Raw genomic sequence first — 25,199 nt, forward strand, 5'->3', positions numbered from 1 at the left:
CCGGCGCCGGTCAGCGGCACCTATCTGCCATGCACGACGGGCCACACGCGTCCGTCGCCAATCACGTACAGGCGGGTATTGGCTTCGGCCCGTACGGTCGCGTGGCCCGTGAACGCGCCGAACGCCGGCAGAATTCCCCCGCGGGGACCCAGTACGAAGCACGGCAGCCGCACCGCGTCGGCGCCGCGTCCGCGCAGGTGAAACGCCGGATGCAGGTGGCCCGCCAGCACGTATCCGCTGTCCGACGTGCCCGGCATATGACATAGCGCGAACGGCCCCGCCCCATACGGTTCGGCCCTGACATCGATCTGGAGTTCGGGCGGCGGATCGCCCGCATGCAGATCGTGATTGCCCCGGACGAGCGTGAGCCGCAGGTCCGCCGGTAACGCGTCGCGCCAGTCGTGCAGCGCGACGAGCACGGCCGCGGTCCGCGCCGCCCGCGCGTGCAGGAAATCGCCCAGGAACACGAGTTCGCGCGCGCGATGGCGCATGGCGAGCGTGCGCAGCCGCGCGAGGTTGCTGGCCGTCGTGCCGGCCGGCACCGGTTGCCCGAGCGCGCGGAACGATGCGGCCTTGCCGATATGGACATCGGCCACGAGCAGCATCGCACGCGCGGGCCACCATACCGCGTGCTCCGGCAGCAGCCATAGCGTCTCGCCCGCGACGTCCGCGGCCACGGCGCCCAACGCGGCGAGATCGGTGAGATCGGTGAGATCGGCGTCGCTCATAGGGGTGGCAATGGTCTGGAAGGTTTGCGCGCGCGTCTGGGCTTGCGCGGTGTGCCGCTGGCGGCGTGGTCGGACATGCCGAAGCGGGCGACCGTCGCGACATCCGCCGCGTCTTCCGCCACGTTCCCGGCTGTGTCCCGCGCGGTGTCCCCGACAGCGGGCCCTGCCGCGCGCTCGAGGTCCGCAAGCATCCGCGCGATCCGATCGGCCAGTTTCTCGGTACTGAGCTTCTCGCGCAGAAATTCCACCACGAGCGGGAACGCGAACGGCGACGGCCGCCGCAGCACGCGCAGATCCAGCGGCAGCGCGTCCAGCCGCGCGAGCGTCGCGCCGAGCCGGTGCGCGTCCAGTTCCTGCATCAGGACCTCGCGCTCCGCCTGCCCGAGCAGCAGGTTGTCGGGATCGTGCTTGCGGAACACCTCGTAGAACAGGCTCGACGATGCCTGCAGCTGCCGCGCGCTGCGCGCCTCGCCCGGATAGCCCTGAAAGATCAGCCCCGCGACGCGCGCAATCTCGCGAAAACGCCGCAGCGAGAGTTCGCCCGCATTGAGGCTGCCGAGCACATCGCGCGCGAGATCGCGCCCGCCGTCAGGGCGCGCCTCCTCCGCCAGCACTTCCGGCAGCCATCGCGCCCAGTCGATCTCCGACGGTGTCAGCAACTCCAGTCCGTAGTCGTTGACCGCCACCGAGAACGTGGCCGGCACCTTTTGCCCCAGCCGCCACGCCAGCAGGCTGCCGAGCCCCAGATGCACGGACCGGCCCGCAAACGGATAGAGGAACAGATGCCATCCCTCGCGCGAATGGAGGCTCTCCGCCAGCAGCGTATGCCGCGTGGGCAATGCGGACCAGCGCGTCTGCAGCTCGACGATCGGCTCGATCAGCGGCAGCTCGGGCGTCTCGCGCGGATCGAGGCGCTTTTGCGCGACCGCCTCGAGCATATCGAGCATGGTCTCGGCGAGCTCGGTGGAGAGCGGCATGCGTCCGCCGTTCCAGCGCGGCACCACGGGCTTGCGGCCGCTGGCGCGGCGCACGTAGGCCGTCATCTCCTGCACGCGCACGAGCTCGAGCAGGCGTCCGCCGAACAGGAAGCAGTCGCCCGGCGCCAGCCGTGCGATAAAGCCCTCCTCCACGCTGCCGAGCGACGCGCCGCCCGATGCCGCGCGGGACCAGTAGCGGACCTGCATCGTCGCGTCGCTCACGATCGTGCCGACGCTCATACGATGCCGCCGCGCGAGCCGCGCGTCGGGCACGCGCCAGATGCCGTCGTCGCCAGGCTGCGCGCGGCGGTAATCGGGATAGGCGGACAGCGTCCTGCCGCCCTGCCGGACGAAGTCCAGGCACCACTGCCATGCCTCGTCGGACAGATCGCGATAGGCCCAGGTCGTACGCACCTCGCGCAGCAGGTCGTCGGCACGGAAACCGCCGCCGAGCGCCACCGTCACCAGATGCTGGACCAGCACGTCGAGCGGCTGGTCGGGCGACTCGCGCGCCTCGATGCGCCCCGCCGCCACGGCATGCCGCGCGGCCAGCGCCTCGACGAGTTCCAGGCTGTGCGTCGGCACCACGGTGGCGCGCGAGGTACGCCCCGGTGCGTGGCCCGAGCGGCCCGCGCGCTGCAGCAGCCGTGCCACCCCTTTGGGCGAGCCCACCTGCAGCACGCGCTCCACGGGCAGGAAATCCACGCCGAGGTCGAGGCTCGACGTGCAGATGACCGCGCGCAACACCCCCTGCTTGAGGCTGACCTCGACCCACTCGCGCGTCGCGCGGTCGAGGGAGCCGTGATGGAGCGCGATCTGCCCCGCCCACTCGGGGCGCGCGTCGAGCACGGCCTGATACCAGAGTTCCGCCTGCGAACGCGTGTTGAGGAATACGAGCGTGGTGCTGCTCTCGTCGAGTTCGCGCACCACATGCGGCAGCATCGACAGCCCCAGATGCCCGGCCCACGGAAACCGCCCCGCATGATCGGGCAGCAGCGTGTCGATGGTCAGCGCCTTGGGGGTATGGCCCTGCACGCGCACGCGCTGCGCCGCGGGCACTCCGGCCAGCAGCACGTCGCTCGCGTGGTCCAGGTTGCCGAGCGTGGCGGAGAGCCCCCAGACGCGCAGCGCGGGTTGCCAGCGGTGGAGGCGCGCGAGCGCGAGCTGCGTCTGGACGCCGCGCTTGTTGCCGATGAGTTCGTGCCACTCGTCGACGACGACCAGTTGCACGCGGCCGAGCGTCTGCTGGGCGTCGGCGCGTGTGAGCATCAGCGACAGGCTCTCGGGCGTGGTGACGAGCGCGCTCGGCAGCCGGCGGGCCTGCGCGGCCCGCTCGCCGCTGCCCGTGTCGCCGGTGCGCAGCGAGACGGTCCATGGGATGCCGAGTTCGGCCAGCGGGGCCTGCAGGGCGCGCGTGGTGTCGGCGGCGAGGGCGCGCATCGGGGTGAGCCATAGCACCGTGAGCGGTGCGGGCTCCTTCCTCTCCGCGGTGTCCGCGAACGCGAGCAGCGCGCCGAGCCATGCCGCATAGGTCTTGCCGGTGCCCGTGGTCGCGTGCAGCAGCCCGCTCTGGCCGGCGCGGATGGCGTTCCAGACGTCGCGCTGAAACGGAAACGGCGCCCACCCGCGCGAGGTGAACCACGCGTCGAGGCGCGATGCGAGCGGCACGGCCAGCTCGACCGCCGCCGTCCCGGCCCGTCCCCGCACCGCGCGCGCGCTCATGCGGGGTCCTCCGGCACGGGCGAGCCGGACGCCGGCGCAGCCGCAGCCGCAGCCGGGGCCGGACCTGCGGGCGCAGCGGGCCCGGTGTCCCCAGCCGGCGGCTCGGCCGATCGCAGCATCCCCTCCAGCGTCGCCAGCGTATCCGCCTCGCCGATCGGCTTGTCCGTCCGCCACCGCAGCATGCGCGGAAACCGCACCGCGATGCCGCTCTTGTGCCGCGTGCTGCGGGCAATCCCCTCGAACCCGAGCTCGAACACCTGCGTCGGTTCCACGCTCCGCACGGGCCCGAATTTCTCGACCGTCGTGCGGCGGATGATCGCATCCACCTTGCGCATCTCCTCGTCCGTCAGCCCCGAATACGCCTTGGCAAACGGCACCAGCGCGCGCTCGGGTTTGTCCGGCGGCGCGTTCCAGACCGCGAACGTGAAGTCCGTGTAGAGGCTCGCACGCCGCCCATGCCCGCGCTGCGCATAGATCAGCACCGCATCGACGGTGTACGGATCGATCTTCCATTTCCACCAGACGCCCACATCGCGCGTCCGGCCGGCGCCATAGGCCGCGTCGGCCGCCTTGAGCATGAACCCCTCCACGCCCATCTCGCGAGACGCCTCGCGCAGCGTCGCGAACGCATCCCAGCTGTCCGCCTCGACGAGCGGGCTCAGTTCGAGCGCCGGATGCACGGTCGCCTCGAGCACGCGCGCCAGCTGCGCGCGCCGCTCCGCCTGCGGCCGTCCGCGCCAGTCCTCCCCCTGCCATTCGAGCAGATCGTAGGCCATCAGAATGGCAGGCGCATCGCGCAGCAGTTTCGCGCCCAGCGTCTTGCGGCCGATTCGCTGCTGCAGCAGCGCAAACGGCTGCACCCGCCGGTCCTTCCAGATCACGATCTCGCCGTCGAGTACCGTGCCATCGGGCAGCAACGCCGCGGCCTCCGCCAGTTCAGGAAAGCGCTCCGTAATCAGTTCCTCGCCGCGCGACCATAACCACGTGTCGCCCTGCCGGCGCACGAGCTGCGCGCGAATGCCATCCCATTTCCACTCGACGAGCCAGCGCGCGGGCGCGCCCAGCACCGTGTCGAACGTATCGAGCGGCGCCTGCAAGGGGTGCGCAAGAAAGAACGGATACGGCTGGCCGCCACGCGTCGTGGCATCGTCGTCGGCCGTGGAGATCAGCGCGAGAAACCGGCTCGCATCGGGGCGCGCCGAGAGGTCCGTATAGCCGACCATGCGCTCCGCCACGCGCTTGGGATCGATATCGGCCACCGCGCCAAGCGCGCGCGTCACCAGCAGCCGCGAGACGCCGACGCGGAAGCTGCCGGTAATCAGCTTGAAGAGCACGAGCCGCCCGCGCGCGTCGAGCGGCCGCCACAACGCATCGAGCCGCTGGGCCACTTCCCCGGGCGGCAGCCCGCGCAGCGGCAGCACGCGCTGCTCGACCCACTCGGCAAGACCCGCGTCGTCGGCCTGCTCGGGGTCCGGCAACAGCAGCGCGATGGTCTCGGCCAGATCGCCCACGGCCTGATAGCTTTCCTCGAACAGCCATTCGGGCAGCCCGGCCGCGCGCTGGGCGAGTTCGCGCAGCATCGCCACGGGCACGATCTGGCGCGGCTTGCCGCCGGCCAGGAAGAACACGGCCCAGGCCGCGTCGGCCGGCGGCGCCTGCCGCAGATAAGCAACCAGCGCGGCGAGCTTGGCATTGCTCGACGTCGTGCCATCGAGCGCGGCGTAGAGGTCGGCGAACGCCTTCATGCCGCGGGCGCCTCCGCCGCGACGTCCGCATCGCTGTCCTCTTCATCGCCATAGGCGGTGTCGAATGCCTGCGCGCGCCAGCCCCGCTCCGACAGATAGCGCACCATCACCGGCACGTTGCCGTGCGTGACGATCACGCGTTCCGCGCCCGTGGCCGTGATCGCCGAGATCAGCCCCGGCCAGTCCGCATGATCGGACAGCGCAAAGCCACGATCGACCCCGCGCCGGCGCCGCGTGCCGCGCAATTGCATCCACCCGCTCGCAAACGCATCCGAGGCATCGCCAAAGCGGCGCAGCCACGTGGACCCATGCGCGGACGGCGGCGCCATGACGAGCGCGCGCCGCAGCGCGGGGCTGCGCGGCGGCAGATCCGCGGCCAGCATCACGGGCGGCAACGCCACGCCCGCTTCGCGATACGCCTGATTCAGCGAGGTCAGCGCGCCGTGCGCCACGATCGGCCCCGGCAGCGCGACGTCCGCCCCCGCATGGGTCATCAACCCATGCAGGATGCGCTGCGCCTTGCCGAATGCATACGCGTAGAGGACGCTCGCGCGCCCTGCCTCCGCGTTGACGCGCCACCATTCGAAAATCTCGGCCATCAGCGTGGGCTGCGCCGGCCAACGGTAGATGGGCAGCCCGAACGTGCTCTCGGTAATGAACGTGTCGCAGCGCACGGGCTCGAACGGCGCACAGGTGCCGTCGTCCTCCACCTTGTAGTCGCCCGATGCCACCCACACGCGCCCCCCATGCTCGAGCCGCACCTGCGCGGACCCTAGCACATGCCCCGCGGGATGCAGGCTCAGCGTCACGCCGCGATGGACGATACGCTCGCCATACGGCAGCGTATCGAGCGTGATCCCCGGCAGGCGCGCCAGCAGCACGCCACGCCCGGGTTCGGCGCATAGATAATGGCCATGGCCGAACCGCGCATGGTCGGAATGGGCGTGCGTGATGACGGCGTGCGAGACCGGACGCCAGGGGTCGATATAGAAATCGCCCGGTGGGCAATACAACCCCTCGGGCCGCGCCACCACCAGGTCCGCGGACTGCTCCTTCTGCTGGCTCTCCATGGCCGGGCCCTCCTTGCAGCGTCATTGTCGCGCGGCCTGCCTGGGCACCGTCCAGACGGCGGAGGCTGCTCGTGCTGTCGGCGCATTCCGACAATGTGACTTATGCAATACTTTAGAGAAAGTACACACCAGATTTGCTTCCGGCGTCAATCAGCCGGAGGCCGATAGTGTGAACTATCAATCCCACCTAGAATGATTCGGCAATGCCCGTAGTCCCTGTCCGGACGGCTGCAATGCCGCAGTCCGTGCCGGCCCTGCCCGAAACCGATACCCATACTTCCATGCGACAAGAAAACCAGCGCCTCGCCGACCTGCTTCGTGACGATCAGGACGCCATCGTCAAGAGCTGGACCGCCGAATATCAGGCCAACGCGGGCGGCCGCGGCGTCAGCCAGACCCTGTTCGGGGAACAGATGGCCATCCTCAAGGCACTGGAGGCCGGCGTCCGGGCCGACGGCAATGCGGCCGGCTTCGAATCCACCGCATGGACCCCGTTGCGCGACGTGCTCGCGCAACTCTCGGCCTCGCGCGCCGCGCAAGGCGAAACGGCCGACGTGACCAGCGCGTTCGTGCTGGCGATCAAGCGACCGATCTTCGAGGGCCTGCAGCGCCATCGTGGCGAGCTGGAATCCCAGATCGAGGTACTGTGGGCCGCGTCGGCGATCGTCGATCGCATGGCGCAATGGACCATATCCACATACCAGCGCTCGCGTGAGGAGATCATCTCGCGCCAGCAGCACGAGCTGCTTGAACTCTCCACGCCGGTCATCAAGCTATGGGATGGCGTGCTCGCGGTACCCGTCATCGGCACGCTCGACAGCAGCCGCGCGCAGATCGTCATGGAGACGCTTCTGGAGCGGCTGGTCGAGTCCGGCTCCGAACTGGCGATCATCGACATCACGGGCGTGCCCACGGTCGATACGCTCGTGGCGCAGCATCTGATGAAGACCGTTACCGCCATCCGCCTGATGGGCGCCGAAAGCATCATCAGCGGCATCCGTCCGCAGATCGCGCAGACCATCGTGCACCTTGGCATCGACCTCCAGGGCATCCAGACCAAGGCCACGCTGGCCGATGCCCTGTCGGAGGCCCTGCGCCGCACGGGCCATACGGTCGCACGCCGCGCCGGTTGAGCGGGAGCCGATATGGAACGCATTCCAATCCTGCGCATGGGCAAATTCCTGCTGGTGACGATCCAGATCGACATGCAGGATCAGACCGCGCTGCAGCTGCAGGAAGACCTGGCCAACCGGATCGAGAAGACCAGCGCGCGCGGCGTGCTGATCGACGTCTCCGCGCTCGAGATGGTGGACTCCTTCATCGGCCGCATGCTCGTCAGCATCTCCGGTATCGCGCGCATTCTCGGCGCGGAAACAGTCGTCGTGGGCATCCAGCCCGCGGTGGCCATCACGCTCGTGGAGCTTGGGCTATCGCTGACCGGTGTGCGTACCGCCCTCAATGTGGAGCGCGGCATGGCCATGCTCGACGCCGCACAGGACCAATGACATGAGCGTCCTACCAAGCGGCGCGATGGCGCCCACGGGCAACACGCCCCTGCGCGACGAGCGCGACATCGTGCAGGCGCGCGCGATCGTGCGCACCCTGTCGGTCGGACTCAAGTTCTCGCTCGTCGAGCAGACCAAGATGATCACCGCGGCCAGCGAGCTCGCGCGCAATACCGTCGTCTACGGCGGCGGCGGCGAAATGCGCTGGGAGGTGATTGGCGACACGGTGCGCAAGGGGTTGCGCCTGCATTTCGAGGACAAGGGGCCCGGCATTCCGGACGTCGAGCAGGCACTGGTCGACGGCTGGACCACGGGCAGCGGGCTCGGCATGGGCCTGTCCGGCAGCAAGCGACTGGTAAATGAATTTGCCATCCGTACCAACGTTGGTGAGGGGACCTGTGTCAGCATCACTCGGTGGAAATAGCACCCACGGCCCCCACGTCACGTTCCCCATGGGCGATCCGAGCCGCGTTGGCGAGGCGCGCCGGTTCGCGGCGGATCTGGCCACGCGTCTCGCGTTCGACGCCATCCAGTCTGGCCGGCTCGCCGTCGTGGTCAACGAGCTCGGCAACAACCTGCTGCGACACGCGGTGGGCGGCCGGCTGCTGATCGGCGCGCGCACGATCAACGACAGCGTGGCCATCGAACTCATCTCGATGGATCAGGGTCCCGGCATTGCCGATATCCAGGCCTGCATGCGCGACGGCTATTCCACCGCAGGCAGCGCAGGCCAGGGGCTTGGCGCGATGCAGCGCATGGCGGACGACTTCGACATCCATTCGCAGGCCGGCGACGGCACGCTGGTACTGGCCCGCTTCTATCGCGAACGCGACCGCAGCGGCGCCGCGCGACGCCTGCCCGGTTTCGCGGTTGGCGCCATCTGCCTGGCCGCGCCGGGCGAGCGCGTCAGCGGCGACGGCTGGAGCGTCAACATCGACGCCAGTACCATCGAAGTGATGGTCGCCGATGGCCTCGGCCACGGCCCGGACGCCGCGGTCGCCGCGGATGCCGCGCTGGCCGCTTTCCATCGGCCGCGGCCCCGCGGCGCGGGCCGTTTCGTCGAACTCGCGCACAACGCGCTGCGCGGCACGCGCGGCGCGGCGATCGCCATCGCGCAGGCGGACGCCGCGACGGGCCGCGTCAGTTTTTCCGGCGCCGGCAACGTCGTCGGGCGTATTCTCTCCGGTGTGACCGACCGCACGCTGCTGGCGCAGAACGGCACCGCCGGCGTGCAGTTGCGATCGAACGTGCAGGAGCAGGACATGGAGTGGCCCGCCCACGCGCTGCTGCTGCTCTGCTCGGACGGCGTACAGTCGCGCTGGCAACTGGAGGATCGCAGTCTGCTGCAACGGGACCCGGCCCTCGTGGCCGCCTTCGTCATCTGGAAATTCTGCCGCGGCCGCGACGACGCCACCGTGGTGGTGATTCGCCGCGCGGAGACCTGAACATGGCCGAACTCGACAACGACCCCGCCACCCTGCAGGCCCTGCTCGATGCGCGCACGCAGGAAGTGGAAGCGCTGCGCGCGGAGCTCGAGGAAACGAACCGCGGCGTGCTGGCGTTGTACTCGGAACTGGATATCCAGGCCGACCAGCTGCGACAGGCCACGGAGCTCAAGAGCCGTTTCCTCGCCTACATGAGCCACGAATTCCGGACGCCCATCGTGGCCATCCAGAGCATTACGCGGCTGCTGATCGATCGCGTGGACGGCCCGCTCACGACCGAGCAGGAACGGCAGGTCACGTTCGTGCGCGATACCGCCGCGGAGTTCGCCGACATGGTCAACGACCTGCTCGACCTCGCGCGGCTCGAAGCGGGACGCGTCGATGTGTCCCCGGCGTGGTTCGACATGGTGGTGCTGTTCGATGCGTTGCGCGGCATGTTCAAGCCCGTGCTGACCAATCCCGAGGTCTCGCTGATCTTCGAGGAACCGCAGGATATCCCGAAGCTGTTCGGCGACGATCGCAAGCTGTCGCAGATCCTGCGCAACTTCATCTCCAACGCGCTCAAGTTCACGCCGAGCGGCGAGGTCCGCATCGCCGCGCACAGCGACAACCCGGCCACCATCACGTTCTCCGTGCGCGACACCGGCATCGGCATCCCCGCCGAAGCGCATGGCGCGGTGTTCCAGGACTTCGTGCAGATCGACTCGCCGCTGCAGCGGCGGTATCGCGGATCCGGCCTCGGACTGGCACTGAGCAAGCGGCTGGCCGAGGTGCTGGGCGGCCATGTCGGGTTCGAAAGCGAGGTCGGCGTCGGCTCGCGCTTCTACGTCACGCTGCCCGTGACTTACGGCGCGCCGTCGAACGCCGACGCCAATACACACGGAGGCAGCCATGGGCAATGATGCGATGCCCGCGCCGGCACCCTCGGCACCGACGATGCCGGGCCGCGATATCGCGCCCCTGGTACTCGTCGTCGACGACAATCCCGTCACGCGCTATGCGACAGTCCGCACGCTGTCCGCCGCGGGCTTTCGCACCATCGAGGCCGAAAGCGGGCAGGAAGCGCTCCAGCGCGCGGACGTGACGGTCTCCGCGATCGTGCTCGACGTCAACCTGCCCGATATCGACGGGTTCCAGGTCTGCCGCATGCTGCGCGAGCGCCATGACACGGCGACCGTGCCGGTGGTCCACCTGTCGGCTACGTACGTCCAGGACTACGACAAGGTGCGCGGCCTGGACGCCGGCGCCAGCGCCTATCTGATCCACCCGGCGGAACCCGCCGTGCTCGTGGCGACGATCTCGTCGCTGCTGCGTGCCAGCGCGGCCGAACGCTCGATGCGGGAGTCCGAGTCGCGTTTCCGCGCGATCTACCATCAGGCCATCGGCGGCATCTGCACGATCGATCTCGATGGCCGGTTCGTCGACGTCAATCCGGCCATGCAGAGCGTGCTGCGCCGCCCGCCGGAGGAGCTCGTGGGGCAACCGGTCGCATCGTTCGCCCCGCCCGGCTGGCGGGAGCGCGTGGAGGAAGCCACGGGCCCGCATGCCAACCACGGCTGGCAGGGCGCGTTCCCGCTGCTCGATGCCGAAGGCCAGCTCACGTTCTTCGAATGGAGCATCTCTTCCGTGCTCGAGACCGGCGTCAAGGTCGCGGTGGCATCGAACATCACGGACCGCGTCAACCTCGAACAGCAGCGCGAGCAGCTGATCGAGCGCGAGCAGGCCGCGCGCGCGGCGGTCGAGCGGCTCAACCGCATGAAGGACGACTTCATCGCCATCCTCTCGCACGAGCTGCGCAATCCGCTCAACGTGATTTCGGTATGGACGCATGTGCTCGGCCGCCATATCGACTCCGACGAGGGCCGGCGCGGACTGGCCGCCGTGGAACGCAATATCGCGATCCAGCGCCGGCTCGTGGCGGACCTCGTCGATGTGTCCATGCTCAACGTCGGCAAGCTCAAGCTCGAGCGCGAACGCACGAATCCCGCCGACGTCATTCGCAGCGCCATCGAAAGCATGGAGGCTGCCGCGCAGGACCGCCGCGTGACGCTCGACGCCGAGTTCGCGCCGGGGCTGACCAACGAAGCGTTCATCGACCCCGCGCGCTTCCAGCAGATTCTGTGGAACCTGCTCTCCAACGCGATCAAGTTCTCGCCCGAAGGCGGCACCGTGCGCGTGATCGCGCGCCCCGAAGGCGACGCGCTGCAGGTCACCGTCATGGATCAGGGCCGTGGTATCTCCGCCGAGTTCCTGCCGCTGCTATTCGACCGTTTTACCCAAAGCGACGATGCAAACCGCCGCAAGCACGGCGGCCTCGGCCTCGGGCTCGCCATCGTCAAGCATCTGGCCGAGATGCATGGCGGGTCGGTACAGGCACGCAGCGGCGGCGAGAACCAGGGTTCGACGTTCGAAGTCACGATCCCGCTCCACGAAACCGCGCCCACGGATACCGACGCCTCGGGCGGCCAGCCCGTGCTGGCCCATCAGCCGGTGCCGCTTCAGGCGCTCGATATCCTCGTGGTCGAAGACGACGCCGACGCCTCGGCCGCGCTCTCGACGATTCTGACCGGCTACGGCGCGCGCGTCCGTTGTGCGCGCGATTGCGACGAAGCCCTTGCGCAGATTAGTCGGGCCACGCCTGACCTGGTCATCAGCGATATCGGATTGCCCGGCCGCGACGGCAACGATCTGATCCGCGACATCCGCATCCGCGAGACGCTCGAGTCGCTGCCGCGCGTGCCCGCCATCGCGCTGACCGCCTTCACGCGCCAGCAGGACCGCCGCGTGTCGCTGGAGTCAGGCTTCGACGCGGTCTGCGGCAAGCCGCTGCGCCTGCAGGACCTGCTCAACGCGATCGAGGCGACGCTGGGCCCCGGACGTTGATCCCTCCGGAAATTTCCGAACACGCTATGCGAAATTGCCGCCATTAGGCGGCAATTTTGGCGCTATTTAGCGGAAATACGCGCCAAATTTCATAAATCTCCGATTTCACACGGCCTACTGGATAGGCACCATTCGTGGCTTTCAAACGCGAATCATTCGCATCCGTGCGCGATTCGCTCTCCATGAGCCACTGAAGATGACATCCAGTTTGCATTCCCCGCTCGCTCCCTCTCCGGCTAGCGCCATCCGCCCGCTCGCGGCCCTGGCGCGGCTTGTCGTGCTGACGGGCTTCCCGCTCTGCGGCACCACGCTCGCCCATGCGGCCCCGGCGGCCACCACCCTCCCCGCCGTCACCGTCACCGCGCCCACGCTTGCCGCCAACGACGCAAGGGGGCACCAGCTGGAAACGCCCTTCGCCAACGGCGCGCTGGGCAGCCGCTCGCAGCTCGACACGCCGTTCTCCACGACCATCGTCACCGGCGAGGATCTGGCCGACCGCCAGGTCACCAAACTGGGCGACATCTTCGCGCTCGATGCCTCGGTCACGGACAACAGCAATGGCAACAGCGCGTGGAATTCGTACCTGACCGTGCGCGGCGTGCCGCTCGACTGGCAGCGCGGCTTCAAGATCAACGGCATGCCCTACGTCGGCTACGGCAATACGCTGCCATACGAACAGCTCGCGCAGGTGGAACTGCTCAAAGGGCCTTCGGCGTTCATGTATGGATTTGCCACGCCGGGCGGCGCGCTCAACTACGTCACGAAGAAGCCGCCCGCGCCGGGCGAGCCGCTGCTGGCCAGCATCGACTTCGGATACCGCACCGCGCATCTCTGGGGCGAGCACCTCGACCTCGGCGGGCGCGTGGGGCCGGACGACCGGTTCGGCTACCGCGTGAACCTCACGCACGAGGAAGGCAAGCCCGCCAACGCGGTCGGCATGAACCGCAACGCGGCGTCGCTGGGCCTCGAAGCACGCGTCACCCCCGCGCTCACGTGGACATTCGACGGCCTCTATCAGGACCGCAATGCCTGGGGCCAGACGCCCACGTTCGCGACCTATGCGATCCAGGGCACGCGGCTGCCGGCCATGGTCAGCGGCCGTGGCGGCGTCTTTGCCGGGCCGGACCAGCATCTGTACACGAACCTCCAGCTCTACACGACAGGCCTGCGCTACGCGCTCTCCCCGGACTGGACGCTCACCACGCGCTACAGCTTCTCCAAGCAATCGCGCAACCGCAACGAGTCGTCCTACGTGCTGCGGAACAGCGCCGGCGACTACGACGACTATCGCTACTACGGTATTCAGGGGCACCAGTTCAACTATGTCGATGCCATGGTGGAGGGCCGGTTCCGCACGGGGCCGTTCGCCCACCAGATCGTCGCGGGCGTGGCCGGCCAGAAGCAGCGAAACTTCTATAGCCGCGGCACGGGCCGCTACTTCCTGCTCGGCACCGGCAATATCTTCGAGCCGAGCACCAATGTCTTCTATCAGCCGGATGGCCTCGTCACGTTCCGCGCGAGCGACATCGAGCAAAAGGCCGCGTTCCTCTCCGACACGCTGCAACTGACCGAGCGCTGGTCGGTGCTCGCCGGCGTGCGCTACACGAACTTCTCGCAGCACAACTACAACCGCGGCGGCACGACGAAGAGCGTCTACAGCAAGAGCGGCGTCATCTCGCCCACTGCGGCGCTGATGTTCAAGCCGGCGCCGGGTACGACGCTCTATGCCAGCTACGTGGAATCGCTGGAGCCAGGCACGCTGGTGAGCGACCAGAGCCTCGCCAACTTCGGGCAGCAGCTGAATCCGGTCCGCAGCCGGCAGTACGAGGTCGGCGCCAAGACCGACCGCGACCGCTGGACCGGCACGGCGGCGCTGTTCCGCCTCGAACGCGGCGCCCAGTACCGCCAGGGCAACTATATGGCGCAGGACGGGCTCGAGGTGTATCAGGGCGTGGAACTGGACGGCTACACGCGCGTCGGCCAATGGGATCTCAAGGCCAGCGCGATGTACCTGCATGCGCGCTATGCGCGCGGCGTGCAGAACGACGGCAATCGCGTGGCGGGCGCGCCGGCGCTCGTGCTCGCGGGCGCCGTGGGCTATCGCGTGCCGTTCGTGCCGGGCCTGCGCATCGGCGTGGACGGCAAGTACACGGGCAGCGTGAAGCTGCGGCCCGCCGGCGATATTGCGCTGGGCGGCTACACCGTGTTCAATGCGGGCGCCAGCTACACCACGCGCGTGGCGGGCCGCGAGGTCACGCTGCGCGCGGTGCTGGCCAACCTGACCAACAAGCGCATCTGGGGCTTCCAGTACGCCGACTATATGCAGCCGGCCGATCCGCGCGCGATCAGCCTGAACGCGAAAATCACGTACTGACGCTCGGAAACGTCCGTCCGACTGGCGAACCCCGCGATCGCTGCCTACGATAAATCCATCGTTCATGCATCGAGGGGATCGTCATGACCCGCGCGCTCGCATCGTCCCTGCTGTCCCTGTTGCTGCTGCTTGCGGGCAACGTGGCGCATGCCGTTACCAAATGCCAGGGACCGGACGGCATCCTCTACCAGAACGGTACCTGTCCGGCGGGATACGCCAATATCACCGCCGGCATGAAAGCCAACATCACCACCGTGCCGCGCAGCACGCCGGCGTCGCGCCAGCAGGACGCCGCATATGCGCGCGTGCTCGCCGCCGAAGTTCGCGAGCGAGAGGCACAGTGGACGCTCGATCAGCAACGCTATCGCATTGCGCAGAACAATTTCTGGGCCGAGTGTCAGATGCTCGAATTCCAGCTTCGCGCGAGTGAACGCGCGATCGTGGAATCCCCCACATGGGAGGGGTCGCGCCGCTATCGCGAGAGCCATCGCGCCCTGCGCACGCAGCAATACGACCTCGGTTGCTATGGCTGAGCGCGATATTAGTCGCGCTTAGATCGGCCTACAAAAAGTTTCAGACGCCAAGCGTAACGACGTTCCCTACAATCCGGGTCACATTCCGGCCCGCCAGCTTTCGTCGCGTTTTTGTTTGATTCGACCTGCCGTTAGCCTTGCGGTCGCAACCCTCATCCGTGAAGAAACATGATGACTCTGACCGCGATCGTTGCGTACATGCTGGCCTGCATCGTTGCACTGGCCTACGGCGCCCGTTGGGTGCTCAAGAATGACCCTCTGCTGCGGCAGCATGCGCTGAAACCGCGCACGCGCCCGCAAACGGAGGACCGCCGGTAACGCACCGCGCTGCCGTGCGCTGCGCCGCACCGTTCCCTTGTTAGCCCGGTCATGTCCTGCCGGGCTTTTTTCTTTTCCGCCCCTGTCCTACAGGCCGAGGTGCGGCGCGCCGACAGCATGTGGCATCGGGTTGGCTATCGTGTAAGCAGGGCATGGTGCCCCATCGTGCCCTGCTTGCCCCGTTACGCTTACCCCGCTTACCTACAGATCGCCGCCCATCATGTCCGCCGTCGCGCCGCCCTTCCCGCCCCCTCCGCAGGAAATCACGCCGGAGCCGGTTGCTCAGCCGGACAGTGGTCCGGAGGCCTCGCCGCCCTTCTTTACCGCCGACGGCGATCCCACGCCGGCGCTCTACCAGCGGCGGGCAAGCATCGCGCTTGTCATACTGGCCACACTGGCCTGCCTGTACGCACTGCATGCGGCCCGCACGTTCCTCGTCCCGGTGGTGATGTCGATCGTCATCGCCTACTTGCTGGATCCGCTCGTGGCGGGATTGCAGCGTTATCGCGTGCCGCGCAGCGTCGGCGCCACCTTCGTGCTGCTCGCGATGTGCTCGCTGCTGTCCTGCCTCGCCTATCTGCTGCAGGGCCAGATCGAATCGATCGTCGATCGGCTGCCCGAGATCGCGGGCAAGCTCTCGCGGTCGCTCGGTGCGCTGATGTCGGGGGACGACTCGATGATCCAGAAAGTGCGCCGTGCCGCCACCGTGCTCAGCGGCACCGGACAGCCCGTGCCGGCGCGCGCGCCGCAGGTGGTCGTGGAGCGTCCCAGCGATGGTCTCAGCAATGTGCTGTGGCTCGGCTCCGCGGGCGTCTTCTCGATGCTTGCGCAGGCGACGGCCGTGCTATTCCTGACATGGTTCCTGCTGCTCGGCGGCGACATGTTCAAGCGCAAGTTCGTGAAGATGGTCGGCAAGACCATCAGCCAGAAGAAGATCAGCGTGCATATGCTCGCGGAAATCAACCGCTCGATCCAGCGCTACATGCTCATGCTGCTCCTCACCAATGCGGCGCTGGGGGCCTGCACGTGGCTGCTGCTCAAATGGCTCGCCATGGACAACGCGGGTACGTGGGCCGTTGCCGCGGCGGCGCTGCACCTCGTGCCGTACTTCGGCGCGGTGCTCATCGCCATCTGCCTCGGCGTCGCGGCCTTCATGCAGTTCGGCACGCTCGGGATCGCGGCCATGGCGGCCGGCGGCTCGCTGCTGATCGCCACGCTGATCGGCTCCGTGGTCACGACCTGGATGACGGGACGCATGGCACGCATGAACGCCGTGGCCGTGTTCGTCGCGCTGCTGCTGTTCACTTTCCTCTGGGGCACATGGGGCATGCTGCTGGCCATTCCGCTGGCGGTCATCGCCAAGGTCGTCGCCGATCACGTGGAGGGCCTCGAGCTCCTTGCCGAGTTTCTCGGCGAATGACGCCGCGCCTGCCCGGTTTCACCGGGCAATAATTTCATCCCGCAAAACATTGATGCAGCGCAGAATGACCTGCCGCATCCGTTCGCCTATAACCTTGCTCTAACGCCCGTGCCAATGCCGCATGGGCCACAAGGATGCCGCCCGCGGAGTTTCACGTGGCGAAATTCCAGAAAAGAGGAGACATTGGTGACGGTACCCAGCACGTCCCTGCAGAAGGCCTGCCGGCTGCTGCGCGCGCTCTCGGATGCACGCCATACGCGGCTGACCGACGTGGCCGCCGCGGCAGGCGTCGACAAGGCCTCCGCGCTGCGCCTGCTCGAGACGCTCGTGGCCGAGGGGCTCGTCGAACGCGACCCCGATACCAAGGCCTTTTCCCCGGGCCGCGAATGGCTGACGCTGCAATCGGCCGCGCAGCGCCGCTTCGACCTGCGGCCGGTCGTCCGGCCCGCGCTGATCCGGCTGGCCAACGCCTTCGAGGACTCCGCCATCCTCTCCGTGCCCAGCGGCTGGGAATCGGTCTGCATCGAACTGCGCCTCGGCACCTTCCCCATTCGCGCGAACTACCTCGATATCGGCAGCCGCCGCCCGCTTGGCGTGGGTGCCGGCAGCCTGGCGCTGCTGGCCGCGCTGCCCGACAGCGAGGTGGAGGCCGTGCTCGGCTGCATCGCCCCCTCGCTGCGGCGCTATACGCGCCTCAACGCCGACGTGCTGCGCCGCCATATCGACGCCACGCGCGAGCGCGGCTACGCGGTGCTGCTGGACGTCGTGGTCGAGCGCATGGGGGGCATCGCCATCGCGCTGCCCGATGCCAACGGCTATCCGCTCGGCGCGATCAGCATGGCCGCGCTCAACGAACGCATTACCGAGCGCGAGGCGACCATCGCCCGCGCGCTGCGCCGCGAGGCCGAGGCGATCTGCGCGACATGGCGCGGCCGTGCCCCTGCGCCGAACGCCCCCGCCCTCGCGCGCGCCACCCCCGTCCGCACCGCCACCCCAACCACCACGATCGAGGAGGCTTGACCGCATGCGCTGGAAAGAACGTCCGGAAGGTTCCAACTGGGGCGACTTCGGTCCCGACGATCAACTGGGACGCGTGAATCTGATCGGTCCCGAGCAGGTGGTCAGGGGCGCGCGCGAGATTCAGGCAGGGCTGAGCTTCTGCCTGTCGCTGCCGCTCGACTATCCGGGCGGCAACAAGCTCAATCCGCGCCGGCACCCGCCCGTGCTGCGGCCCACCTTCCGGGAAGACACGCCCTATCTGAACTTTCCGCTCGCCAAGGTGCACCCGGCCGCGACGGACGTGATCAGCGACGACCAGGTGCTGCTGTCGCTCCAGTATTCGACCCAGTGGGATTCGCTCGCGCACGTCGGGGCGTTGTTCGATGCCGATGGCGACGGCCGCGCCGAGCGCGTCTACTACAACGGCTATCGCGCCAACGACCATATCGTCGGTCCGATGGACTACGCGGAGGACGCCGGTTTTGCCGCGCACCCATGCGGGCACGAACACAGCCACGCGGATGCACTGGGCATCGAGAACTTTGCGGTCAAGGGCATGCAGGGCCGGGGCGTGCTCGTCGATCTTGCGCACGTGTACGGCACCGAGTTTCGCGATATCGGCTACGACGAACTGATGCGCGCGATGGAGGCCACCGGCGCCGAGGTCGAATCCGGCGACATGCTGCTGCTGCGTACGGGGTTCTCGGAAGTCGTGCTGTCGATGGCCCGCGATCCCGACGAGACAGTGCTGCACCACAGCTGCTGCGCGCTCGATGGCCGCGACGAGCGGCTGCTGCGGTGGATTACCGATGCGGGCATTGCCGCGCTGATCGCGGACAACTATGCGGTGGAGCGCTTTCCGGCGCGCCCCGCGCCGGCCGGCCAGGCCACGCATCCGATGCTGCCGCTCCATCACCACTGCCTGTTCAAGCTCGGGCTGCCGCTCGGCGAACTCTGGTACCTGAAGGAGCTTGCCGACTGGCTGCGCGCGCACCAGCGCACGCGCTTCATGCTGACCGCGCCGCCGCTGCGATTGCCGGGCGCGGTCGGATCCCCGACGACACCGATCGCCACCGTCTGAACGCAGGTGAGCCACACGCCTGCCGGCCGCCCAATGCGGCCGGAACCAAATCTTGGCGGTTAATTGCTAATTTCAAGGCGGCACGCACCAAGACACACCCATTAGAAACCCAGAAAAAACTCAGGAGACAACCATGCGTATTCCCTTCGGCCGCAAGGCCCTCGGCGCGCTCGCGCTCGCTGCGTTCGGCACACTGCCGGCCGGCCAGGCCACCGCGCAACCCAAACCCGGCATTTCCGACGACGTGGTCAAGATGGGTCTGTTGCTGGACATGAGCGGCCTGTATGCGGACGTGACCGGCCGCGGCAGCGCGGCCGCGGCGCAGATGGCCATCGACGACTTCGGTGGCAAGGTGCTGGGCAAGAAGATCGAACTCGTGGTGGTCGATCACCAGAACAAGGCCGACATCGCCGCCAACAAGGCGCGCGAGTGGTTCGATACGGACCACGTGGACGCCATTCTCGACGTCGCGGCCTCCGCCCCCGCGCTCGCGGTACTCGACGTGGCCAAGCAGAAGAACCGCATCGTCGTGTTCTCGGGTCCCGGCACCGAGCGCATCACCAACGACCTGTGCACGCCGGTCTCCGTCCACTATGCCTACGACACCTACGCGCTCGCCAACACCACGGCCAAGGCCATGGTCCAGCGCGGTGGCAAGACCTGGTACTTCCTGACCGCCGACTACGCGTTCGGCCACACGCTGCAGCAGTCGGCCACGGCGGTCGTGCAGGAAGCCGGCGGCACCGTGCTCGGCGCCTCGCGGCATCCCACGGGCGCGAGCGACTTTGCCTCCTACCTGCTGCAGGCGCAGGCCAGCAAGGCGCAGGTCGTCGGGCTCGCCAACGCGGGCGGCGATACCGTCAACGCGATCAAGGCGGCCTCCGAGTTCGGCCTCACGCGCAACAACGCGCAGCGCATGGCGGGGCTGCTGCTGTACATCAACGACATCCATGCCATCGGCCTCAAGACCGCGCAGGGGCTCGTACTGACGGAAGCGTTCTACTGGGACATGAACGACGAAACCCGCGCGTGGTCGCGCAAGTACTTCGACAAGGTCAAGAAGATGCCCAATATGAGCCAGGCGGGCGTCTATTCGTCGGTGACGCACTATCTCAAGGCCGTACAGGCCGCCGGGACCGACGAGACCGCGGCCGTCATGAAGCAGATGAAGTCGATGCCGATCAACGACTTCTTCGCGAAGAACGGCCGCATTCGCGAGGACGGCCGCATGGTCCACGACATGTACCTGTTCGAAGTCAAGGCGCCCGGCGAGTCCAAGTATCCGTGGGACTACTACAAGGTGCTGGCCACTGTGCCCGGCGACCAGGCCTTTATGCCGCCGTCCAAATCCCAATGCCCCCTGATGAAGAAATAAACCGATGACAGCGAGCTATGTACGCGGCGTGGGCAACACGCCTTTCGGCCGGCTGCCCGGCAGCACGCCGCTGACACTGATGGCGGACGCGGCGTCGGTCGCGCTGGAGCAGGCCGGCCTGCGGCGCCAGGACGTCGATGGCGTGCTGTGCGGCTATGCCACGACGCTGCCGCATCTGATGCTGGCCGACCTGTTCTGCGAGACCGCGTCGCTCTCCCCGGCCTATGCGCATGGCATGGCCGGCGGCGGGGCAACCGGCGGCCTGATGGCGATGCTCGCGCACGACCTCGTCCGCGCGGGCCGCTGCCGCAATGTGCTCGTGGTGGCCGGCGAGAACCGGCTGTCCGGCCAGAGCCGCGACCAGTCCATGCAAACGCTGGCGCAGGTCGGCGAGCCCGCCATCGAGGTGCCCAATGGCGCGTCGGTCCCCGCCTACTATGCGCTGCTGGCCTCGCGCTATCTGCACGAGACCGGGCTCGAAGCGGATGCGCTGGCCGAGTTTGCCGTGCTGATGCGCAGGCATGCGGGGGGCCATCCCGATGCCCATCTGCGCGAGCCGATGACGCTGGCGGATGCGCTTGCCGCCAAATGGATCGCGGCGCCGCTGCGGCTGTCCGACTGCTGCCCGATTTCGGATGGCGCGGTAGCCGTGGTGGTCTCCATCGAGCCGGGCGCGGGCACGCCGGTGCGCATTGCCGGCGCGGGACAGGCGCATCGGCACCAGCATCTGTCGGCGATCGAAAGCGTGATGGACTCGGGCGCGGCCGATGCCGCCGCGCGCGCGTTCGCCGACGCGGGCTGCGCGGTGGCCGATATCGATCTGCTCGCCATCTACGACTCGTTCACGATCACGCTCGTGATGCTGCTCGAGGAACTGGGCATCGCGCCGCGCGGCCGTGCGATCGAACGGCTGCGCGCGGGCGACTTCGGCGTCGATGGCGTGCTGCCGCTCAACACGCATGGCGGCCTGCTCGCGTTCGGCCACTCGGGCGTGGCGGGCGGCCTCATGCATCTGGCGGAAGCCAGCCGCCAGCTCGCGGGCCGCGCCGGCGCACGGCAGATCGCGCCCCAAGGCGGGACAGCAAGGCGGCGCGCACTGTTCCACGCGGACGGCGGCGTGCTGTCGTCCCATGTCAGCCTGATCCTGGAGACCGCATGACGCATCCCTATACCGAAGGACTGGCCGCCGGCGTGGTCCGCTACCAATGCTGCGCGGCATGCGGCGCGTGGCAACCGCTCACCCGGCTCGCGTGCCGGGCGTGCGGCAGCGCCGACCTCCACTGGCAGGACGCCGGCGGCGACGCCACGGTCTTCGCCGTCACCGAAGTCTCCCGCGCGCCGACCGATGCGTTCCGCGCGCTCGCCCCGTACACGCTCGTCCTCGCCACGCTCGACGAAGGCCCGCGCGTCATGGGCCACGCAGCCCCCGGCGTACGCATCGGCGACCGCGTGCGCGCGTCGTTCCTGCCGTTTGGCGACGGCACCCTGCTGCGATTTGCCTGAAACACGAACACTGATCCGAAACATGTCCACTCGTCTCGACTCCCTGCTCTCGCCCAAGTCCATCGCCGTGATCGGCGCCTCCGACAATATCCACAAGATCGGCGGCCGGCCAATCTACTACATGCGCCAGCACGGCTATGCCGGCGCGATCTACCCGGTCAATCCGCAGCGCGAAACGATTCAGGGCATCCCTTCGTTCCCCTCGCTGGACGCGCTGCCCGCGGTGCCGGAACTCGCGATCATCGTGGTCGCCGGCGACGCCGCCGTGCAGGCCGTGCGCGATTGCGCGCGGCTCGGCGTGCAGTCGGCGATCGTCATCGCCTCGGGTTTCGGTGAAGCCGGCGAGGAAGGCAGGCGCCAGCAGGACGAGATGGTGCGCATTGCGAAAGACGCCAATCTCCGCATCGTCGGCCCCAATAGTCAGGGCCTCGCCAACTTCGGCAACGGCGCGGTCGCCAGTTTCTCGACCATGTTCATCGAAGTCCCGCCGCAGGACGGCCCCGTCGCCGTGGTCAGCCAGAGCGGCGGCATGGCGGCCATGGTCTACGGCCTGCTGCGCAGCCAGGGCATCGGCGTGCGGCACGTGCATGCCACGGGCAACCAGGCCGACGTCACCGTCAGCGAACTGGCGCTGGCCGTCGCGCACGACCCGGACGTCAGGCTGCTGCTGCTCTATCTGGAAAGCCTCTCGGACCCGGACATGCTCGCGCAGGCCGCCGCGGTGGCACGCGCACGCGGCGTGCCCGTGGTCGCCGTCAAGGCCGGCCGCACGAACGCGGGCCAGCGCGCGGCCGCGTCGCATACGGGCGCGATGGCAAGCGAAGACCGAGCGGTAGATGCATTCCTCGCGCGGCACGGCATCTGGCGTGCGGACGACGCCCACGCGCTCGCACGCTGCGCGCCGCTGTACCTGCGCGGCTGGCAGCCATCGGGCCGCCGGCTCGTGGTCGTCAGCAATTCGGGCGCAAGCTGCGTGATGGCCGCCGACGCGGCCGATACGCTCGACCTGTCCATCGCCCCGCTCTCCGACGCGACGCAGGCCGCGCTCGCCGAACGCCTGCCCGGCTTCGCCGCCACCGCAAACCCCGTCGATGTCACGGCCGCCCTGCTGACCAACAGCGCGCTGTTCGGGGACGTGCTGCCGGTCGTCGCCGAAGATCCGTCCGCGGATCTGTTTCTGCTCGATATCCCCGTGGCCGGCATGGGCTACGACGTCCCCCGTTTCGCGCGCGACGCCGCGCATTTTGCCGACAACGCGGGCAAGCCGATCGCCGTGGCCACATGGCAGGAGTCGGTCGCCAGCGTGTTCCGCGCGGCCGGTGTGCCGACCTTCGAGAACGCGGCCGATGCGCTGGCCGCGTTCCGCCAGCTGACCGGCCATCAGGCGCTGCTGCGCATCGTCGCGCAGGAACCGCCGGCCGCCGCGGCCATACCCGCGCCTCCGCATGGCGGCAAGACGCGCACGCTGTCCGAAGCCGCGAGCCTCGCGCGCCTGGCCGACGCGGGCGTCAACGTGGTCGAGCACGTGCTGTGCCGCACCGCCGACGAAGCCGTGGCCGCGTGGCAAAAGATCGGCGCGCCCGTCGCCGTCAAGGCCAGTTCGCCGCAGGTTCCGCACAAGAGCGAACACGGCCTGGTCATGCTGCATTGCAATGACGCCGATACCATCCGGCGGGCCTTTGCCGCGCAGACGCGCACGCTCGCCGACATGCGGGCCGACTGTGAAGGCGTGCTCGTCGCGCGCATGACGCGCGGCCAGCGCGAGCTCATGGTCGGCGCGCACTGGGATCCGACCTTCGGCGCAGTGTTGCTCGTAGGCGACGGTGGCAAGTACGTCGAGGTGCTGCGCGACACGGCGCTGCTGCTGGCGCCCGCCACCCCGGCGGCGGTCGCGCGCGCGCTGTCGTCGCTGCGCATCGCGCCGCTACTCGCGGGCGTGCGCGGCGACAAGCCGATCGACGTGGAAGCGCTCTGCAGGCTGGCTGCCGGGGTGGGCCGCATGGTTCACGACGCGCGCGGCGCGATCGCCTCGGTCGATCTCAACCCCGTGATGGCGGGCCCCGATGGCGCGGTGGTCGTCGATGCTTTGATCGAGGTGTCCGGGCAAAGCTGAAAAACCTCGGGGTCTGCGGTGACCGGCCGGCGCCAAGATGGGGATGGTGGCAGTCCACCGCAAGGGCTCCTATTGTTCATGGGCAGGAATACTGTGTCGACAAAACTGGCCTATGACGTAGCGAATACGTGCCGTTACATTGGGCGGCCCGCGTGTTTCGAGCCCATTAGACACACGCGCGGCTGCCACAATAAGGACTCCGATAATGAAAGCCCATCATGCCTGCCTGGCGGCACTGTCCATGCTGCCAGCCCTTGCTTCCGCCCAGGGAAGCGGCATCACCCTCTATGGCGTCGTCGACGACGGCATCGAATACATCAATCACCTGCCCCGCGCCGGCAACAGCAGCGCCTCTACCGTGCGCATGTCGGCCGGCAATCTGTCGACGTCCCGCTGGGGCCTGCGCGGCCGCGAGGACCTCGGCGACGGCCTGGCCGCGGTGTTCCTGCTCGAGAACGGTTTCGACCTCGATACGGGCGTGGCCAATCAGGGGGGCCGCCTGTTCGGCCGTCAGGCCTATGTCGGCCTGCAGCAGCGCTACGGCACGCTGAGTCTCGGCCGCCATCAGAACCTCGTCTACGACTTCTCCAACGCGTTCGACCCGATGGCCATCGCCACGCGCTATTCGCTGCTGATGCACGATCGCTGGATGTCGAGCCGCTCGGACAATTCCGTGAAGTTCTTCGGCCAGACCGGTAGCGTCTACTACGGCCTGCTCTACAGCACGGGCTACGACAGCAGCGCCGGCGGCGAGATTCCGGGCGACTACAAGGCGGGCCGCGAGATGAGCGCCGCGCTCGGCTATGCGGCGGGCCCGCTCGCCCTGCGCGTGGTCTACGACGACCTGCACGGCAGCACGCTGGCCACCGACGACAATCGCGAACGCCGCGCGGCGATTGCCGGCACCTACACGTTCGGCCCGGCCAAGGCGTTCGTCGGGTATCGCTGGTACTACGGCGACTTCACCACGAGCTCGCTGCGCACGAATCTGTACTGGGCCGGCATGCAGTACCAGCTGACCCCGGTGATTTCCGTAACGGGCGTGGCCTACTACACCGACGTGCGCAACAGCGGCGGCGATCCCTACAGCTTCGTGCTGTCGGGCTCATACGCGTTCTCCAAGCGGACGGACGTCTACACGGTGTTCGGCTTCACCCGTAATCGCGACGGCTCCAATCTGAGCCTGAGCGGCTTCGGCCCATCGCTGAACCGGTCCGCGACCACGCTGGTCAACACGACGGAACAGGTCGGCGCCGGCCAGAACCAGTTCGGCGCGGTCATCGGTATCCGCCACCGGTTCTAGCCGCGTGTTAGAGGAGGATCTCGGACATTTCTGAGCACCCGACCTTGAAAAACGCCCAATACTGTATATATTCACAGTAACTGTATGAATACACAGTATCGGAGC

20 protein-coding genes and 1 pseudogene are annotated in these 25,199 nt (G+C 68.2%); 17 read left to right on the forward strand and 4 right to left on the reverse strand.

Annotated features, from left to right (window positions below; all coding sequences use genetic code 11):
- Positions 1 to 20 precede the first annotated feature (20 nt).
- From pdeM to FOB72_RS07250, 4 genes and pseudogenes are all read right to left on the reverse strand, one after another.
- Complete coding sequence (gene pdeM / locus FOB72_RS07235; RefSeq protein ID WP_150371906.1) at positions 21 to 728, reverse strand: ligase-associated DNA damage response endonuclease PdeM; 708 nt, start codon at positions 726 to 728, stop codon at positions 21 to 23.
- The gene (locus tag FOB72_RS07240) at positions 725 to 3,427 is read right to left on the reverse strand and encodes a ligase-associated DNA damage response DEXH box helicase (protein ID WP_150371907.1); all 2,703 of its coding nucleotides are present in this window, start codon (positions 3,425 to 3,427) and stop codon (positions 725 to 727) included. Before FOB72_RS07240 ends, pdeM begins: the two co-directional genes overlap by 4 nt.
- Before the next feature lie 98 nt (positions 3,428 to 3,525).
- A pseudogene (locus tag FOB72_RS07245) lies at positions 3,526 to 5,172 on the reverse strand (ATP-dependent DNA ligase); the annotation flags it as partial.
- Positions 5,169 to 6,242 carry a ligase-associated DNA damage response exonuclease gene (locus FOB72_RS07250; RefSeq protein WP_150371909.1) on the reverse strand — a complete coding sequence of 358 codons (1,074 nt, stop codon included), beginning with the start codon at positions 6,240 to 6,242 and terminating at the stop codon, positions 5,169 to 5,171. The pseudogene FOB72_RS07245 and the gene FOB72_RS07250, both read right to left, overlap by 4 nt.
- Before the next feature lie 281 nt (positions 6,243 to 6,523).
- Between FOB72_RS07250 and FOB72_RS07255 the strand changes: the two genes are divergently transcribed.
- The 17 genes from FOB72_RS07255 to FOB72_RS07330 all read left to right on the forward strand — a co-directional run bounded on the left by FOB72_RS07255 (position 6,524) and on the right by FOB72_RS07330 (position 25,094).
- On the forward strand, positions 6,524 to 7,375 hold the full coding sequence (locus tag FOB72_RS07255) for an STAS domain-containing protein (protein WP_150371910.1): 852 nt from the start codon (positions 6,524 to 6,526) through the stop codon (positions 7,373 to 7,375).
- A gap of 12 nt (positions 7,376 to 7,387) precedes the next feature.
- Positions 7,388 to 7,747, forward strand: a complete 360-nt coding sequence (locus FOB72_RS07260; protein WP_150371911.1) for an STAS domain-containing protein — start codon at positions 7,388 to 7,390, stop codon at positions 7,745 to 7,747.
- Position 7,748: 1 nt separating this feature from the next.
- Positions 7,749 to 8,171, forward strand: coding sequence for an anti-sigma regulatory factor (locus FOB72_RS07265; RefSeq protein ID WP_223851452.1), 423 nt, complete (start codon positions 7,749 to 7,751; stop codon positions 8,169 to 8,171).
- A gap of 28 nt (positions 8,172 to 8,199) precedes the next feature.
- Positions 8,200 to 9,192 (forward strand): anti-sigma regulatory factor, encoded by a 993-nt coding sequence (locus FOB72_RS07270; RefSeq protein WP_223851453.1) that lies wholly within the window; start codon positions 8,200 to 8,202, stop codon positions 9,190 to 9,192.
- A 2-nt stretch (positions 9,193 to 9,194) separates the two neighbouring features.
- Positions 9,195 to 10,094 carry a sensor histidine kinase gene (locus FOB72_RS07275; protein ID WP_150371913.1) on the forward strand — a complete coding sequence of 300 codons (900 nt, stop codon included), beginning with the start codon at positions 9,195 to 9,197 and terminating at the stop codon, positions 10,092 to 10,094.
- Positions 10,084 to 12,075 carry a response regulator gene (locus tag FOB72_RS07280; RefSeq protein ID WP_223851454.1) on the forward strand — a complete coding sequence of 664 codons (1,992 nt, stop codon included), beginning with the start codon at positions 10,084 to 10,086 and terminating at the stop codon, positions 12,073 to 12,075. Before FOB72_RS07275 ends, FOB72_RS07280 begins: the two co-directional genes overlap by 11 nt.
- A 196-nt stretch (positions 12,076 to 12,271) precedes the next feature.
- Positions 12,272 to 14,449: a TonB-dependent siderophore receptor gene (locus FOB72_RS07285; protein ID WP_150371914.1), complete on the forward strand. Its 2,178-nt coding sequence runs from the start codon at positions 12,272 to 12,274 to the stop codon at positions 14,447 to 14,449.
- Between the two features lie 83 nt (positions 14,450 to 14,532).
- Positions 14,533 to 14,982, forward strand: coding sequence for a hypothetical protein (locus FOB72_RS07290; protein WP_150371915.1), 450 nt, complete (start codon positions 14,533 to 14,535; stop codon positions 14,980 to 14,982).
- A 168-nt stretch (positions 14,983 to 15,150) separates the two neighbouring features.
- Positions 15,151 to 15,300, forward strand: a complete 150-nt coding sequence (locus tag FOB72_RS32150; protein ID WP_191002216.1) for a hypothetical protein — start codon at positions 15,151 to 15,153, stop codon at positions 15,298 to 15,300.
- Positions 15,301 to 15,520: 220 nt separating this feature from the next.
- Positions 15,521 to 16,720, forward strand: coding sequence for an AI-2E family transporter (locus tag FOB72_RS07295; protein WP_150371916.1), 1,200 nt, complete (start codon positions 15,521 to 15,523; stop codon positions 16,718 to 16,720).
- A 186-nt stretch (positions 16,721 to 16,906) separates the two neighbouring features.
- On the forward strand, positions 16,907 to 17,740 hold the full coding sequence (locus tag FOB72_RS07300) for an IclR family transcriptional regulator (protein WP_150371917.1): 834 nt from the start codon (positions 16,907 to 16,909) through the stop codon (positions 17,738 to 17,740).
- 4 nt (positions 17,741 to 17,744) lie between these two features.
- Entirely contained in the window at positions 17,745 to 18,800 is a 1,056-nt protein-coding gene (locus FOB72_RS07305; RefSeq protein ID WP_150371918.1) for a cyclase family protein, read from the forward strand.
- A gap of 133 nt (positions 18,801 to 18,933) precedes the next feature.
- Entirely contained in the window at positions 18,934 to 20,175 is a 1,242-nt protein-coding gene (locus FOB72_RS07310) for an ABC transporter substrate-binding protein (protein ID WP_150371919.1), read from the forward strand.
- Positions 20,176 to 20,179: 4 nt separating this feature from the next.
- Positions 20,180 to 21,334, forward strand: a complete 1,155-nt coding sequence (locus tag FOB72_RS07315) for a thiolase family protein (protein ID WP_150371920.1) — start codon at positions 20,180 to 20,182, stop codon at positions 21,332 to 21,334.
- Complete coding sequence (locus FOB72_RS07320; RefSeq protein ID WP_150371921.1) at positions 21,331 to 21,678, forward strand: Zn-ribbon domain-containing OB-fold protein; 348 nt, start codon at positions 21,331 to 21,333, stop codon at positions 21,676 to 21,678. The genes FOB72_RS07315 and FOB72_RS07320 overlap by 4 nt, the downstream gene beginning before the upstream one ends.
- Positions 21,679 to 21,700: 22 nt before the next feature.
- Complete coding sequence (locus FOB72_RS07325) at positions 21,701 to 23,791, forward strand: acetate--CoA ligase family protein (RefSeq protein WP_150371922.1); 2,091 nt, start codon at positions 21,701 to 21,703, stop codon at positions 23,789 to 23,791.
- A 205-nt stretch (positions 23,792 to 23,996) separates the two neighbouring features.
- Positions 23,997 to 25,094 carry a porin gene (locus FOB72_RS07330; RefSeq protein ID WP_150371923.1) on the forward strand — a complete coding sequence of 366 codons (1,098 nt, stop codon included), beginning with the start codon at positions 23,997 to 23,999 and terminating at the stop codon, positions 25,092 to 25,094.
- The last annotated feature ends 105 nt before the right edge of the window (positions 25,095 to 25,199 follow it).

This window comes from Cupriavidus pauculus, assembly GCF_008693385.1.
Taxonomy (GTDB): domain Bacteria; phylum Pseudomonadota; class Gammaproteobacteria; order Burkholderiales; family Burkholderiaceae; genus Cupriavidus; species Cupriavidus pauculus_D.

Bases quoted from the DNA above. Each gene is read 5' to 3' on its own strand.
- pdeM (WP_150371906.1), bottom strand. From the start codon at position 728: ATGAGCGACGCCGATCTCACCGATCTCACCGATCTCGCCGCGTTGGGC.
- FOB72_RS07240 (WP_150371907.1), bottom strand. From the start codon at position 3,427: ATGAGCGCGCGCGCGGTGCGGGGACGGGCCGGGACGGCGGCGGTCGAG.
- FOB72_RS07250 (WP_150371909.1), bottom strand. From the start codon at position 6,242: ATGGAGAGCCAGCAGAAGGAGCAGTCCGCGGACCTGGTGGTGGCGCGG.
- FOB72_RS07255 (WP_150371910.1), top strand. From the start codon at position 6,524: ATGCGACAAGAAAACCAGCGCCTCGCCGACCTGCTTCGTGACGATCAG.
- FOB72_RS07260 (WP_150371911.1), top strand. From the start codon at position 7,388: ATGGAACGCATTCCAATCCTGCGCATGGGCAAATTCCTGCTGGTGACG.
- FOB72_RS07265 (WP_223851452.1), top strand. From the start codon at position 7,749: ATGAGCGTCCTACCAAGCGGCGCGATGGCGCCCACGGGCAACACGCCC.
- FOB72_RS07270 (WP_223851453.1), top strand. From the start codon at position 8,200: ATGGGCGATCCGAGCCGCGTTGGCGAGGCGCGCCGGTTCGCGGCGGAT.
- FOB72_RS07275 (WP_150371913.1), top strand. From the start codon at position 9,195: ATGGCCGAACTCGACAACGACCCCGCCACCCTGCAGGCCCTGCTCGAT.
- FOB72_RS07280 (WP_223851454.1), top strand. From the start codon at position 10,084: ATGGGCAATGATGCGATGCCCGCGCCGGCACCCTCGGCACCGACGATG.
- FOB72_RS07285 (WP_150371914.1), top strand. From the start codon at position 12,272: ATGACATCCAGTTTGCATTCCCCGCTCGCTCCCTCTCCGGCTAGCGCC.
- FOB72_RS07290 (WP_150371915.1), top strand. From the start codon at position 14,533: ATGACCCGCGCGCTCGCATCGTCCCTGCTGTCCCTGTTGCTGCTGCTT.
- FOB72_RS32150 (WP_191002216.1), top strand. From the start codon at position 15,151: ATGATGACTCTGACCGCGATCGTTGCGTACATGCTGGCCTGCATCGTT.
- FOB72_RS07295 (WP_150371916.1), top strand. From the start codon at position 15,521: ATGTCCGCCGTCGCGCCGCCCTTCCCGCCCCCTCCGCAGGAAATCACG.
- FOB72_RS07305 (WP_150371918.1), top strand. From the start codon at position 17,745: ATGCGCTGGAAAGAACGTCCGGAAGGTTCCAACTGGGGCGACTTCGGT.
- FOB72_RS07310 (WP_150371919.1), top strand. From the start codon at position 18,934: ATGCGTATTCCCTTCGGCCGCAAGGCCCTCGGCGCGCTCGCGCTCGCT.
- FOB72_RS07315 (WP_150371920.1), top strand. From the start codon at position 20,180: ATGACAGCGAGCTATGTACGCGGCGTGGGCAACACGCCTTTCGGCCGG.
- FOB72_RS07320 (WP_150371921.1), top strand. From the start codon at position 21,331: ATGACGCATCCCTATACCGAAGGACTGGCCGCCGGCGTGGTCCGCTAC.
- FOB72_RS07325 (WP_150371922.1), top strand. From the start codon at position 21,701: ATGTCCACTCGTCTCGACTCCCTGCTCTCGCCCAAGTCCATCGCCGTG.
- FOB72_RS07330 (WP_150371923.1), top strand. From the start codon at position 23,997: ATGAAAGCCCATCATGCCTGCCTGGCGGCACTGTCCATGCTGCCAGCC.